Below are 12,604 nucleotides of genomic sequence, written 5' to 3'. Positions count from 1 at the left end.
GCTTTCTCTTGGCGATTTGCCGGTGAAAGTCATTCGGACCCCCCGAGTGCGGCGGTGAAGCGAGCGCTCAGGTCGCCGTCGCTCTCACGGCTCGCGGCCCGGAGTGCAGCGACGGTTCCGAAGACGAGGGTTCCGTCCTCGCCGCTCGCGATTTCGACGCCCGGAACGGTCGTCGCGAGCGATGTGAGTTCGTCGTGGTCGCTCTCGGTGAGGTCGGTGAACTCGAGGACGCGCGTCACGGCCGTCTCCGGGTCGGCGTCGGCACCGACCCGGTCGAGATGCCGGCTCGCGTCGCCGGGCGTCTGTACGTCGAGTTCCTCGACTCCCGTGGCCGTGTCGCGCACGCGGTCCGGCGTGAACCGGTCACCGATGCGGGCGGCGTCGACCGTCTCGGCCACGTCGTGGGTTCGGACGACGTGTGCGCCACGCTCGATGGCCATCGCCGTCGCCGCGAGCGAGACGGGCAACGCCTCGTCGGTGTCGCGACCGGCCAGCGACCGGAGGAAGTTCTTCCGGTTGATGGAGACGAGAATCGGAAGTCCGTAGCCGCGGAACTCTCGGAGCCGGTCGAACGTCTCGCGGTCGTCGTCGACCGTCTTCGCCTCGGACCAGCCGCCGAAGGCCGGGTCGACGATGGTCTTGTCAGTCAGCCCGTTCTGCGTGAGCGCGTCGTAGATGTCGTCCACGTCTTCGATTGCGCCGGGGCGTTCGAGGTCCGGCGGCGAGGCCATCTTCGCGACGGCAACGTCGTAGTCGCGACACACTGCGGGCATCTCCGGGTCGGCGAAGCCACAGATGTCGTTGACCATGTCGAAGCCGGCATCGAGAGCGGCCTCCGCGACCTCGTGATAGCGCGTCTCGATGGAGAAGACGGCGTCGCCCGAGACGGACTCCATCGTCTCGATTGCGGTGTCGAGCCGTTCGAGTTCTCCCTCGGCGTCGAGCACCTCGAACTTCTTGTTCGCGGATTCGAGTCCGACGTCGACGATGTCGGCCCCCTCCTCGATGAGCTGTTCGTCGACGTACGCGGCGGCCTCGCCCGGCTCGTCGAACACGCTCGGGTCGTACGGCGACTCCTTCGAGACGTTGAGTACCCCCATGATGCGGGTCGGCTGGTCGTCGCCGATGGCCAACCCTGCGGCGTCCACTGTTCGCATACCGGACGGTAGGGCGGGCGGGCGATAAAGCCCGGGAAGGCGGGCAAACAGGTGGAACCCGCAACGTCCCCCGGCGGCTGTTCCACGCGGTCACCGTGACCGCCGGGGTGACGGCTACGTCACGGTGTGCGTGGTCCCGGCTTGGTTTATGAAGCTTCGCGCTGCTTTTGGCTTCGCGTCCCGACCTCGAAGTATGGGAAAGGTCTCTATCGCGCTGCGCGGCTGGCGGTTCGACGAGGACGCCGTGTTCGACGAAGACGGCGAGATGCGCCCGCTGCGCGACATGGACAACGAGACGCGGACGCGCATCATCCGGCTCACCGTCGCCGCGGGCCAGCCGTGTGACGCCTGCTGGCTCAAACACGGCCGCGCGAACGTCCAGCAGTGTAACGTCGCGCGTGTCATCTACGGCGAACCGCTCCACGAGGTGCTGTTGTGCGCCGATCACGAACCCGACTTCCTCTACTGGTTCCGCGAGGAGGGCGGTCGCGACCTCGCCAACCACCCGACGGACTTCGAGGACGCCTTCTACGAGTGGTTCGACGACGGCAACCGCGCGCCCGAAGACTACGGCGGCATGGAGTACGTCAACACGGAACCCGAAGCGGTCCCCAAGCCACAGCAGGGCGACATACCGACGCTGGAGGAGGAGCTTGCCCGGATGGACGACGAGGAACTCGACGCGCTGGACGTGGACCTCTCGGACCTCGATTTCGACGGCGACGGTGACGAGGACGACCTCGATATCGACGACCCCGGTCTCGGTGATTTGGACGTATGATTGCGGTCGCGGTCGTCGGCGCGGAAACGCCCGGAAACGTCGGAACCATCGCCCGCGCGATGAAGAACTTCGGGCTGTCGGAGCTGTATCTGGTCGACCCGCCCGAACTCGACCCCGAGGGTGACGCCTACGGCTTCGCCGGCCACGCCCGGGAAGACGTGTTACCGAACGCCACCGAGACGACGCTCGATGTCCTCACCGAGCAGTTCCACACCGTCGGGACGACGGCCGTCACCAACGAGGACGCCCGGAGCCACGTCCGGTATCCGTTCCGGACGCCCGTCGAGCTTCGCGAATCGCTGCGCGACGTCGAGACGGACACCTGCGTCGTGTTCGGCCGCGAGCGCGTCGGGCTGTTGAACGACGAACTCGCCGCGATGGACGAGGTGGTCTCGATTCCGGCGAGCGAGGAGTACCCCGTCCTGAATCTCGGGCAGGCCGCGACGGTGGTGCTCTACGAGCTTCGGGAGCTAACCGTCGACTCGTACCAACAGCCCGACGCCATCGAGCGCGCCGACGAGTCCGACGTGGAGGGGCTAAACGAGCAGTTCGGTGCGCTGCTCGATGCGATTAACCATCCCGAAGGAAAACGCGACAAGGCGCGGCGACTGCTCCGGCGGGTCGTCGGCCGCGCACACCCGACCCCGCGCGAGGCGCGCACCCTGCGCGGGATTCTTCGACGCGCCGGCGAGTACGCGGTGCCGCCCGGAAAGCAATCGACCGACGAGGATTAGCTTCGCTTTTGAATCTCCTCGCGCAGGGCGGCGGAGACGACCTCGCCGTCCGCCTTCCCGCGGAGCGCACCCATCGCCTCGCCCATCAGCCCGGAGAATGCTGCCATCCCCTCCTCTTGGACCTGTTCGGCGTTGCGCTCGACGACCTCGGCGACCGCCTCGCGCACTTCCGCCTCGCTGACGCCAGACAGGCCAGCCTCCTCGACTGCCTCCTCGGCCGTGAGGTCGGGGTCGTCGGCTAACGTCGTCAGGACTTCGTTTACCCCTTCCTGTGCGAGGTCGCCGTCCTCGACCAACTGCATCACGGCGAGCAGGTGGGCGTCGTCGAGCACGTCGACCGGTACGTCGTCGCGGCGGAGTTCGGTGAGCGTGGATTCGAGCGTCGTCGCGGCGAACGTCGGGTCGACGCCCTCCCGGACCGCGCGCTCGTACAGCGGCATGAACTGACCGAAGGCGACCTGCTCTGCGAGCGCCTCGCCGAGGCCGTCCTCCGACTGGTAGCGCTCGACGCGCTCGGTCAGCAGTTCCGGCGGTTCCACGTCGCTCGGTTCGGGATGAATCTCCGGGACATCGGTTTCGGGGTACATCCGCGCTGCGCCCGGGAGCGGGCGCAGGTATCTGGAGGTCCCGTCTTGTAGCGCGTCGCGCGTCTCCTCCGGCACGCCGTCGAGCGCGTCGCGAGCACGGTCTGCCGCCGCGGCGATGGCGCGGTCCGCAACGTCGGCGTCGGCGGCGACGAGCGCGACTGCGTCCTCGGCGTCGGCGTCGACGGCATCCCGGAGCGCCTCGACTTCCTCCTCGGTGACGCCGTAGGCCGGCAGCTCGTCGGTGTGGAAGATGCCGCCCGCGCCGTGGCGCTTGGCGTGGTCCGACAGCTCGGTCCCGAGCCGGCGGTCCGGCTGAATCTCTCGCCCCACGAGACCGTCGAACCCTGCCAGCCGGACGGCCTGCACTGACTCCGCGCCGGCGATGACCCCGGAGTCGGTGTCGGCGAACACGTCGGTCACGTCCTGCGAGTCGGCGACTGAGGCGTCGCGGTCGGTGAGTTCCTCGGCGATGTCTAAGAGTGCGACCTGTCGCCCGACCTCCTCCCGAACGATGGCCTCGATGTCGTCGAGCGATTGCACCCCCTTCAGTTCGACGCGGGCACCCTCCGCGATGGAGACGTTCACGTCCTGTCGAATCGTGCCGAGCCCGCGTTTCACCTTGCCCGTCGAGCGGAGCAACATTCCGATACGCCCCGCCGCGTCGCGCGCCTGCTCGGGCGAGCGAATGTCCGGCTTCGTCCCGATTTCGACAAGCGGGATGCCGAGTCGGTCGAGTCCGAACGTGACGCCCTCCTCGGTCTCCTCGATGCGGGCCGCGGACTCTTCTTCGAGCATCAGGTCCTCGATGCCGACCGGTCCCTCCTCGGTCTCGATTTCGCCTTCCGTCGCGACGAGCGCGGAGCGCTGGAACCCCGAGGTGTTCGACCCGTCGACGACGATTTTCCGCATGACGTGGAGCCCGTCGACGGCCGTCGCGTCGAGCAGATTCGCGATTTCGAGCGTCGTCTCCAGTGCCTCCTCGTCGAGCCGGCGGGGGGGTTCGTCGTCCTCCTCGACGAGGCAGGTGGTGTCATAGCCGAGATACGTGAACTGCCGGTCGACGCGCGACTCCTCGAGCGCGGCGTCGTCGATTTCGCCCAGCTCGGAGGCGGTCGGGTGGAGATACCGCGAGAACGACCGAATCGACTCCTCCGGCTCGCGACGGTGGGTCGGACAGTTACAGAACAGCTTCGTCTCGGTGTCGAGCTGCTGGTGGATTTCCAGCCCGGCGACGAGTCCGAGGTCGTCGTAGTCGTACTCCTGTGTACTCATTACCGGGGGTCCGGGAGCCGCCGGCAAAAAACCATCCAGTCGCCGTCAGTCCTGGCCGAGGATGACGCGGTGGGTCATCGCCTCGGGGTCGAGCACCTCGTCGGCTTCCTCCTCGGTGAGATACCCCTCCTCGATGACTACCTCTCGGATGGTCTTGTCCTCCGCGAGGGCCTGCTTTGCGACCTTCGAGGCCTTATCGTAGCCGATGGCCGGGTTCAGCGCGGTCGCGAGCGCCATCGACTGCTCGACGCGCTCTTGCATGTGCCCCTCGTCGGCCTCCAGCTTCGCGACAAATCGCTCGCCGAACACCTCGGCCGCGTTCGCAATCATGTTCGCCGATTCGAGGTAGTTGTGCGCGAGCACCGGCTTGTAGAGGTTCAGGTCGACCTGTCCCTCGGCCGCGCCGGCGGAGACGGCGGCGTCGTTGCCGACGACCTGCTTGTGCACCTGGTTCACCGCCTCGGCGACGACGGGGTTGATTTTGCCGGGCATGATGGAGGAGCCGGGCTGATTCTCCGGCTGGTCGAGTTCGCCGAAGCCGTTGCGCGGGCCGGACGCGAGCAGACGCAGGTCGTTTGCGATCTTGTTCATCGACCCCGCAACGACCGACAGGGCGCTGTGAGCCTCCGCCATCGCGTCGTGGGCCGCCTGCGCCTCGAAGTGGTTGTCCGCCTCGCGGAAGGGGAGGTCCGTCTCGTCGGCGATGTACTCGGCCGCACGCTCCGGAAACTCCGGGTGCGTGTTGAGACCCGTCCCGACCGCGGTGCCGCCGAGCGCGAGTTCGGCGAGGTGGTCGCGCGTCGACTCGACGCGGGCGATGCCCTTCTCGATCTGCGTCCGGTAGCCGCCGAACTCCTGGCCGAGACGGACCGGCGTGGCGTCCTGCAGGTGGGTGCGGCCCGTCTTGACGATGCCGTCGAAGTCGGCCTCCTTCACGCCGAGTTCAGCAGCGAGCGTCTCCAACGCGGGAAGCACGTCCTTGTCTGCGGCTTCGAGTGCGGCGACGTGCATCGCCGTCGGAATCACGTCGTTGCTCGACTGGCCGTAGTTGACGTGGTCGTTCGGGTGGACGACGCGGTCGCCGATGCCCTCACCGAGGATTTCGGCCGCGCGATTCGCGATGACCTCGTTGGCGTTCATGTTCGATGAGGTGCCGGAGCCGGTCTGGAACACGTCGACGGGGAACTCCTCGTCGTGTTCGCCCGCGATGACCTCGTCGGCCGCCTCGACGATTGCTTCGGCCTTCTCGTCGTCCACGAGTCCGAGGTCGTTGTTCGCGAGCGCGGCCGACTTCTTGACGATGCCGAGCGCGCGGATGAACCGCCGCGAGAACGTGATACCCGAGATGGGGAAGTTCTCGACGGCGCGTTGGGTCTGTGCGCCCCAGTAGGCGTCCGCGGGCACCTGCATCTCTCCGAGGCTGTCCGATTCCGTCCGGTAGTCGTCGCTCATACTCCGGGGGTCGCGCGGTCGGGAAGAAAAGCCATCGGAACCGGGCAAGCGCGTCGGGAGCCGGAGGGATGACGCTTAACACGGATGCACACCTGCCTTCGCGTATGGCACTCGAAACCGTACTGCTCGCTGTCGGCGGGAAATCTGACGACCAGGTCGAACGGATGGCGACGCTCGCGGAGGACGTCGCCGCTCCCGCGGACGCGACAATCGTCCTCGGTCACGTCTTCACCGAAGACGACTACGACGACGCGCTCGAACGACTGGAGTTCGACGACGACACGGAGGTGACGCCGGACGCCGTCGCCGGACGGAACCTCGTCGTCCGAGAGCTTCGCGACCGCTTCGAGGAGCAGGACATCGAGGTCGAACACATGGGGACCATCGGTAACCGCGCCGAGGGCGTCATCGGGTTCGCCGAGGAGACCGACGCCGACATGCTCGCCGTCGGCGGGCGTCGCCGCTCCCCGACCGGAAAGGCGGTGTTCGGCTCCACGGCACAGGAGATTCTGCTCGACGCGCCGTGTCCGGTGACGTTCATCAAGCGCGAGTCCGAGTAACGAGCGAATCGAGGTCGTATTTCTTCATCGCCGCCGCCGCGTCCGGCAGCGGCGCGTCCGCCGTGTCGCTCTCGGCGTCGACGCCGAGTCGATCACACACCGCGTCGCTCACGGACTCTGCCATCGCCCGGTGGGTCGTGAGCTTGCCGCCCACGGCGCTCGTCAGCCCGGCGACGCCGTCGCGCTCGGCGTGGTCGAGCACGGAGTAATCCCGCGAAAAGCCGACCGAATCGCCCGTCGCTTGTGGCTCGTACAGCGGCCGAACGCCCCAGTAGGTGTGTGATAGCTCTGCGTCAGCAAGCGCCGGAAGTACCGGGGTTAGTTCCTCGAACAGGAGTTCGGTTTCCCACTCTTCCGTCGCGAAGCTGTCCGGGTTCTCGACGGTCACGTCGGTCGTCCCGAGGATGGAGTGGCCGTCCGACGGGACGACGATGTCGCCCGACGACTTGGGCCGACACCGGTTCACGACCGTGTCGGCGTGGCGACCGGTCGTCACGCTCATCGCGCCGCGGGAGGCGCGCATCTCGATGTCGACGCCGGCGAGTGCCGCCACGCGGTCGGCCCACGCGCCCGCCGCGTTGACGACGTGGTCGGCGCGAATCGTTTTTTCACCTACCTCGACGCCGACCACACTCGTGTCTTCAACGACGAGGTCGGCCACCGGCGTCTGTTGGTGAATCACCGCGCCGTGGGCCTCGGCGTCGGCGGCCGTCGCCGCGACGAGCGCCATCGGGTCGATGGCTCCATCCGGGACGGCGAGTGCAGCCTCCGTCGCCGGGGCGAGGCCGGGTTCGCGCTCGCGCGCCTCCGCCCCGGTGAGCCGCTCCGTCTCGATACCCACGTCGGCGCAGGCGGCGTCGAGTCGGTCGAGGTAGTCGTCGGGGTCCGAGGGGAGCGAGACGAACAGCCCGCCGGTGTCCTCGATGCAGTCGGCCGCAATCTCGCGCAGCACGCGATTTTCCGTGATACAACTGCGCGCGGATTGGGCGTCTTCGACCGCGTAGCGCGCGCCCGAGTGGAGCAGCCCGTGCATCGAACCGCTGGCTCCGGCAGCGAGTTCACCGCGTTCGAGTAGGGTCACGTCCACGCCCCGGCGCGCGAGGTCGCGCGCCACCCCGACCCCCGTCACGCCGCCACCGACTACGACGACTCCCGTCTCGTGCATACGCGGGTGTCGGCGGTAGTCCCACTTAGGATGTGTGTGTGTGTGTCGAAAGCAGACTACATTAGACACCCCGCCGACCGTGGAGGTATGCACTACGTCGCGGCTATCGACCAAGGGACGACGGGGACGCGGTGTCTCCTCGTCAGTCACGACGGCGCGGTCGTCGGGCAGGCCTACGAGACCCACGAGCAGCAGTATCCACAGCCGGGGTGGGTCGAACACGACCCGACCGTCCTCTGGGAGAACACGAAGACCGTCGTCACCGACGCGCTCGCCGACGCCGGTCTCGCGGCGTCTGACCTCGCGGCCCTCGGCGTCACGAACCAGCGCGAGACGACCGTGCTGTGGGACGCTGCGACGGGCGAGCCGATTCACAATGCCATCGTCTGGCAAGACCGCCGGACGACCGAGCGCATCGAGCAGTTGGAGACGGAGTGGATTCGCGACCGCACCGGCTTGGAGCCGGACGCCTACTTCTCTGCGAGCAAGCTGGAGTGGCTCCTCGACGAGGTGGAGGGCGCACGCGAACGCGCGGAAGCCGGCGAACTCCGGTTCGGCACCGTCGATAGCTGGCTCGTCTCGAAGCTGACGGGCGAGCACGTGACGGACGTGACGAACGCCTCCCGGACGATGCTGTTCGACATCCACGACCTCCGGTGGGACGGCGACCTGCTCGCCGAGTTCGACGTACCTCGTGCGGTGTTGCCGACGGTCGTGCCCTCGTCGGACCCCGAATCGTACGGGACGACGAGCGCGGACGGCTTCCTCGGGGCCGAGATACCCGTCGCGGGCGTGCTCGGCGACCAGCAGGCCGCGCTGTTCGGCCAGACCTGCTTCGAGGCCGGGTCGGCGAAGAACACCTACGGCACCGGCTCGTTCCTGCTCGTCAACACCGGCCCCGACCCCGTCGAGAGCGACCACGGCCTGCTCACGACGGTCGCCTTCCAGCGGGCCGGCGAGGAGCCGCGCTACGCGCTCGAAGGCTCAATCTTCACGACCGGCGCGGCAATCGAGTGGCTGGAGGACGTGTCGTTGGTCGAAAGTCCCGCCGAGACGGAGACGCTCGCCCGGTCGGTCGACTCCATCGACGGCGTCTACGTCGTCCCCGCCTTCTCGGGGTTGGGCGCACCCCACTGGGACGGACGTGCCCGCGGGACGATTCTCGGACTCACGCGCGGGACCGGCCGCGAGCACATCGCCCGCGCCACGCTCGAATCAATCGGCTTCCAGACCCACGACGTGCTGGAGGCGATGGCCGCCGACACCGGCGAGACAATCGACCGGCTGCGCGTCGACGGGGGCGCGGTCCAGAACGACCTGCTGTGTGAGCTACAGGCGACAATCGCAGACTGCACCGTCGCGCGCCCGGCGGTCGACGAGACGACGGCACTCGGCGCGGCCTACGCCGCGGGGCTCGCCGTCGGCTACTGGGAAGACCTCGACGCGCTCCAGGAACAACACCGGACGGAGCGGGTCTTTCGTCCGAGCGAGACGGGAGATATGGACGGCCGGTACGAGCGCTGGAACGAGGCCGTCGACCGGGCGCGCGACTGGGCGCGAGAAGAGCGCTAGGGTGCCCGCGTCGTCAGTTCCAGCGCGTGGATGTCCGTCGTCATGTGTTCCCCGAGCGCGTCGTACACGCGCTGGTGTTGGTCGAGCAGAGAGAGGTCGGCGAACTCCGGAGCCGTCACCTCGGCCTCGAGGTGGTCGTCGTCGTGTTTCCCCCGTGCGCGGGAGACGGTCGCCTCGGCCTCGGGGATGTTCTCCTCGATGAGTCGTTCGACGTCGGCAGGGTCCATACCGGAGGGTGGCGACCGCCGGGCAAAAGCCCGACGCTGACGGGATAGCTATACACGGGAGCCGCCCCTCGTGTCGGTATGGACATCCACTGGCACCGCGACGACCTCCGGGCCACCGACAACGTCGGCCTCGCCGCCGCGGGCGAGGACGGCGAGGTGCTCCCGGTGTTCGTCTTCGACGACCGGGTTCTCCAGCACGGCTCGCCGCCCCGCGTCGCCTTCATGCTCGAATCGCTCGCCGAACTCCGCGAGTGGTACCGCGACCGCGGCGGCGATCTCTACGTCGCGCGCGGCGACCCGACAGCGATCCTGCCGGACCTCGCTGTCGAACACGACGCCGAGACGGTCCACTGCAACGCCGGCTACTCCGGGCTGGCGCGCGACCGCGACTCGGCCGTCGCGGAGGCGCTCGATTCCGACGGCGTCGCCCTCGAAGACCACGAGGACGCCCTCCACCACGAACCCGGCTCGATTCGGACCAACGACGGCGACCCCTACTCCGTGTACACCTACTTCTGGAAGAAGTGGCGCGACCGGGAGAAGGCCGACCCGTACGACGCGCCCGATGCTATCGCGAACGTGACGGGCGAAGACCTACCGACGCTCTTCGAGTTAGGTTTCGACGAGCCGGAAGCCGATATCGAACCCGGCGGGATGACTGCAGCACGGGAGCGACTCGACAGCTTCGTCGACGGTCCCATCTACGAGTACGAGGACCTGCGCGACGACCCGGCCGCAGACAACACCTCGAAGCTCTCTGCCCACACGCGCTGGGGCACCATTGGCCCGCGAACAGTGTACGCAGCCACCGAGGACGCGGCGGCGAGTGCCCCGAGCGAGGCGGCCGCCGAGGCCGTCGAGGAGTACCAAGGTGAACTCGCGTGGCGGGAGTTCTACCACCACGTCCTCTACTTCTATCCCCACGTCGTCACGGAGAACTACAACGAGTACGAGGAGGGCATCGACTGGCGCGACGACGCCGACGAAATCGCGGCGTGGCGCGAGGGGGAGACCGGCTACCCGATTGTCGACGCCGGGATGCGCCAACTCCGCGCGGAGGCGTGGATGCACAACCGCGTCCGGATGATCGTCGCCTCCTTCCTCACGAAGGATCTGCTGGCCGACTGGCGACACGGCTACGAGCATTTCCGCGACCACCTCGTGGACCACAACACCGCCAACGACAACGGCGGCTGGCAGTGGGCCGCCTCGACGGGGACGGACGCACAGCCGTACTTCCGCATCTTCAATCCGATGTCGCAGGGTGAGCGTCACGACCCCGACGCCGAGTACATCCGCGAGTACGTGCCCGAACTCGCGGGGGTCGACGCCGACACAATCCACTCGTGGCACGAGCTCTCCGAGGCGGAACGCGAGTCGGCCGCCCCCGAGTATCCCGCGCCAATCGTCGACCACAGCCAGCGCCGCGAGGAGGCGCTCGCGATGTTCAAACGCGCCCGCGGCGAAGACCCCGACGAGTGAACGTGTAAGCGCTCTTACTGAAACGCACTACCGGGAATCCGAGGGTAGCTCCTCAATCCTTTTTACCACGGCGGGCATTTCATCCAGTGGAGGTTACAACAATGAGTGAATTTTCCAACCCGGAGCTTGACCCGCTCCCGTACGACTACGACGCGCTGGAACCGTCCATCTCCGAGCAGGTGCTCACCTGGCATCACGACACCCACCATCAGGGATACGTAAACGGTCTCGAAAGCGCCGAGGAGACCCTCGCGGAGAACCGCGAGGCTGGCGAGTTCGGCTCGTCCAGCTCCGCCATCCGCAACGTCACCCACAACGGCTCGGGACATTATCTCCACACGCTGTTCTGGGAGAACATGGACCCCAACGGCGGTGGCGAACCGGAGGGTGACCTGCTGGCCCGCATCGAGGAGGACTTCGGCTCCTACGAGGGCTGGAAGGGCGAATTCGAGGCCGCTGCAGGCGCAGCCGGTGGCTGGGCGCTGCTCGTCTACGACCCCGTTGCAGAGCAGCTTCGCAACGTCGTCGTCGACAAGCACGACCAGGGCGCGCTGTGGGGGTCACACCCGATTCTGGCGCTGGACGTGTGGGAACACTCGTACTACTACGACTACGGTCCCGCCCGCGGCGACTTCATCAGCGGCTTCTTCGACGTTGTCGACTGGGACAACGTCGCACAGCAGTACGAGAACGTCGTCTCGCGCGTCGAGTAAGCAGTCCGCTTCTCCGTTTTTTCTTCGCCGCGTAGCCGCCGGCTCGGGTCGTAACAAACACACCAAACAGCTAATTTCCAACAGTCCCAACAACCACCTATGTCGAGCGGGACCATCGATATCGACGAGTTCGAAGACGGCGACGCAGATGAATTCACCGAACGGAACGCCACCGAACGAATCGTGTTGTTTCTCGATCGAAATGACGACCGAGCGTGGAAGGCCGCGACGGTTGCCGAGCGCCTCGGGCTAGAGGCGGACGCCGTTAATGCGATTCTCTCACGGCTGAAGGAACGAGGGCTTGTGCGACACAAGCGACCGTACTGGGCAATTACGGACGATACGGAACGACTTCGGTCAGCCTACCAGCTCCACCGGCAGCACGAAGCGGCCGACAGCGAGTACCGCGAAGAGTCGCTTGAAGCCCTCCGAACGGAGGAGATGGACGAGGTACAGTGACTCCGTTCGATGAACTAGAGCGTGGTGATATCATCTGGGCGACGGACCCGCTCTCTGAGAAAGGTCGCCCAGTGCTCGTGATTGGAACCCCTCATTTCCAGAGCCACGGTGTGCAACTCATTACGGCCCTGATTTCCACGAAGGGCTATCACGAATCCGCACTCGCGCTCAGCGACGACGACTACGAGGGCGAGCCGCTCGGAGAACAGAGTCACGTCCTGCCGTGGTCGCTTGTGACGCTCAACAGTGCCGTGGATGTTGATCACTACCTGACATCGCTCGTGGCCGACCGCACTGAGGACGTGGTGAGACAAGTGGTCGCCTACATCTCTGCGTAGCTCGGCCCGTATCGGGAAGTGGGTACACGAAATTGGGGAGCATCGTTTAGCTACAAGGCCGACATCTCTCGGTTGGACCCGACGATTAGCGTGTTTTAGCTAGTG

At 66.9% G+C, this 12,604-nt stretch carries 13 protein-coding genes; 8 read left to right on the top strand and 5 right to left on the bottom strand.

Annotation, left to right across the window (positions count from 1 at the left end; translation table 11 throughout):
* Positions 1-29: 29 nt before the first annotated feature.
* Positions 30-1,157 carry a dihydropteroate synthase gene (folP, locus tag DM818_RS12130; RefSeq protein WP_075936474.1) on the bottom strand — a complete coding sequence of 376 codons (1,128 nt, stop codon included), beginning with the start codon at positions 1,155-1,157 and terminating at the stop codon, positions 30-32.
* A gap of 193 nt (positions 1,158-1,350) precedes the next feature.
* Here folP and DM818_RS12125 point away from each other — a divergent pair, with 193 nt between their 5' ends.
* Both DM818_RS12125 and DM818_RS12120 read left to right on the top strand, forming a co-directional pair.
* A complete protein-coding gene (locus DM818_RS12125) occupies positions 1,351-1,938 on the top strand; it encodes a hypothetical protein (RefSeq protein ID WP_123124104.1) in 588 nt (195 codons plus the stop codon).
* Positions 1,935-2,672 carry an RNA methyltransferase gene (locus DM818_RS12120; RefSeq protein WP_075936476.1) on the top strand — a complete coding sequence of 246 codons (738 nt, stop codon included), beginning with the start codon at positions 1,935-1,937 and terminating at the stop codon, positions 2,670-2,672. Before DM818_RS12125 ends, DM818_RS12120 begins: the two co-directional genes overlap by 4 nt.
* On the opposite strand, the gene gatE is transcribed toward DM818_RS12120, so the two are convergent.
* Together gatE and DM818_RS12110 are read right to left on the bottom strand one after the other, a co-directional pair.
* A complete protein-coding gene (gene gatE, locus DM818_RS12115; RefSeq protein WP_123124105.1) occupies positions 2,669-4,531 on the bottom strand; it encodes a Glu-tRNA(Gln) amidotransferase subunit GatE in 1,863 nt (620 codons plus the stop codon). The two genes, DM818_RS12120 and gatE, sit on opposite strands and share 4 nt — an antisense overlap.
* A gap of 45 nt (positions 4,532-4,576) precedes the next feature.
* Positions 4,577-5,983 carry a class II fumarate hydratase gene (locus tag DM818_RS12110; RefSeq protein WP_123124106.1) on the bottom strand — a complete coding sequence of 469 codons (1,407 nt, stop codon included), beginning with the start codon at positions 5,981-5,983 and terminating at the stop codon, positions 4,577-4,579.
* A 104-nt stretch (positions 5,984-6,087) separates the two neighbouring features.
* On the opposite strand from DM818_RS12110, the gene DM818_RS12105 reads away from it, so the two are divergent.
* Positions 6,088-6,543 (top strand): universal stress protein, encoded by a 456-nt coding sequence (locus DM818_RS12105; protein WP_123124107.1) that lies wholly within the window; start codon positions 6,088-6,090, stop codon positions 6,541-6,543.
* Here DM818_RS12105 and DM818_RS12100 read toward each other — a convergent pair.
* On the bottom strand, positions 6,524-7,708 hold the full coding sequence (locus DM818_RS12100) for an FAD-dependent oxidoreductase (RefSeq protein ID WP_123124108.1): 1,185 nt from the start codon (positions 7,706-7,708) through the stop codon (positions 6,524-6,526). The two genes, DM818_RS12105 and DM818_RS12100, sit on opposite strands and share 20 nt — an antisense overlap.
* 87 nt (positions 7,709-7,795) lie before the next feature.
* On the opposite strand from DM818_RS12100, the gene glpK reads away from it, so the two are divergent.
* Entirely contained in the window at positions 7,796-9,280 is a 1,485-nt protein-coding gene (gene glpK / locus DM818_RS12095) for a glycerol kinase GlpK (RefSeq protein ID WP_123124109.1), read from the top strand.
* Here the strand turns inward: glpK and DM818_RS12090 are convergent.
* Positions 9,277-9,507: a BolA/IbaG family iron-sulfur metabolism protein gene (locus DM818_RS12090; RefSeq protein WP_075936482.1), complete on the bottom strand. Its 231-nt coding sequence runs from the start codon at positions 9,505-9,507 to the stop codon at positions 9,277-9,279. The genes glpK and DM818_RS12090 overlap by 4 nt on opposite strands.
* 78 nt (positions 9,508-9,585) lie before the next feature.
* Here DM818_RS12090 and DM818_RS12085 point away from each other — a divergent pair, with 78 nt between their 5' ends.
* The 4 genes from DM818_RS12085 (at position 9,586) to DM818_RS12070 (ending at position 12,499) form a co-directional block, all read left to right on the top strand.
* Entirely contained in the window at positions 9,586-10,989 is a 1,404-nt protein-coding gene (locus tag DM818_RS12085; protein WP_123124110.1) for a cryptochrome/photolyase family protein, read from the top strand.
* A gap of 101 nt (positions 10,990-11,090) precedes the next feature.
* A complete protein-coding gene (sod, locus tag DM818_RS12080) occupies positions 11,091-11,702 on the top strand; it encodes a superoxide dismutase (RefSeq protein ID WP_075936484.1) in 612 nt (203 codons plus the stop codon).
* Between the two features lie 99 nt (positions 11,703-11,801).
* Positions 11,802-12,161, top strand: coding sequence for a MarR family transcriptional regulator (locus tag DM818_RS12075; RefSeq protein ID WP_123124111.1), 360 nt, complete (start codon positions 11,802-11,804; stop codon positions 12,159-12,161).
* Positions 12,158-12,499, top strand: coding sequence for a type II toxin-antitoxin system PemK/MazF family toxin (locus DM818_RS12070; RefSeq protein ID WP_123124112.1), 342 nt, complete (start codon positions 12,158-12,160; stop codon positions 12,497-12,499). Before DM818_RS12075 ends, DM818_RS12070 begins: the two co-directional genes overlap by 4 nt.
* Positions 12,500-12,604 lie beyond the last annotated feature (105 nt).

Source organism: Halosegnis longus, assembly GCF_009663395.1.
GTDB classification, from domain to species: domain Archaea; phylum Halobacteriota; class Halobacteria; order Halobacteriales; family Haloarculaceae; genus Halosegnis; species Halosegnis longus.
The sequence above is the reverse complement of the archived record's forward strand: the minus strand, read 5'-3'. Positions and strand labels throughout refer to the sequence as shown.

What these genes read in the sequence shown, in the direction of transcription:
- folP (WP_075936474.1), bottom strand. Translation starts at nt 1,157, where the DNA reads ATGCGAACAGTGGACGCCGCAGGGTTGGCCATCGGCGACGACCAGCCG.
- DM818_RS12125 (WP_123124104.1), top strand. Translation starts at nt 1,351, where the DNA reads ATGGGAAAGGTCTCTATCGCGCTGCGCGGCTGGCGGTTCGACGAGGAC.
- DM818_RS12120 (WP_075936476.1), top strand. Translation starts at nt 1,935, where the DNA reads ATGATTGCGGTCGCGGTCGTCGGCGCGGAAACGCCCGGAAACGTCGGA.
- gatE (WP_123124105.1), bottom strand. Translation starts at nt 4,531, where the DNA reads ATGAGTACACAGGAGTACGACTACGACGACCTCGGACTCGTCGCCGGG.
- DM818_RS12110 (WP_123124106.1), bottom strand. Translation starts at nt 5,983, where the DNA reads ATGAGCGACGACTACCGGACGGAATCGGACAGCCTCGGAGAGATGCAG.
- DM818_RS12105 (WP_123124107.1), top strand. Translation starts at nt 6,088, where the DNA reads ATGGCACTCGAAACCGTACTGCTCGCTGTCGGCGGGAAATCTGACGAC.
- DM818_RS12100 (WP_123124108.1), bottom strand. Translation starts at nt 7,708, where the DNA reads ATGCACGAGACGGGAGTCGTCGTAGTCGGTGGCGGCGTGACGGGGGTC.
- glpK (WP_123124109.1), top strand. Translation starts at nt 7,796, where the DNA reads ATGCACTACGTCGCGGCTATCGACCAAGGGACGACGGGGACGCGGTGT.
- DM818_RS12090 (WP_075936482.1), bottom strand. Translation starts at nt 9,507, where the DNA reads ATGGACCCTGCCGACGTCGAACGACTCATCGAGGAGAACATCCCCGAG.
- DM818_RS12085 (WP_123124110.1), top strand. Translation starts at nt 9,586, where the DNA reads ATGGACATCCACTGGCACCGCGACGACCTCCGGGCCACCGACAACGTC.
- sod (WP_075936484.1), top strand. Translation starts at nt 11,091, where the DNA reads ATGAGTGAATTTTCCAACCCGGAGCTTGACCCGCTCCCGTACGACTAC.
- DM818_RS12075 (WP_123124111.1), top strand. Translation starts at nt 11,802, where the DNA reads ATGTCGAGCGGGACCATCGATATCGACGAGTTCGAAGACGGCGACGCA.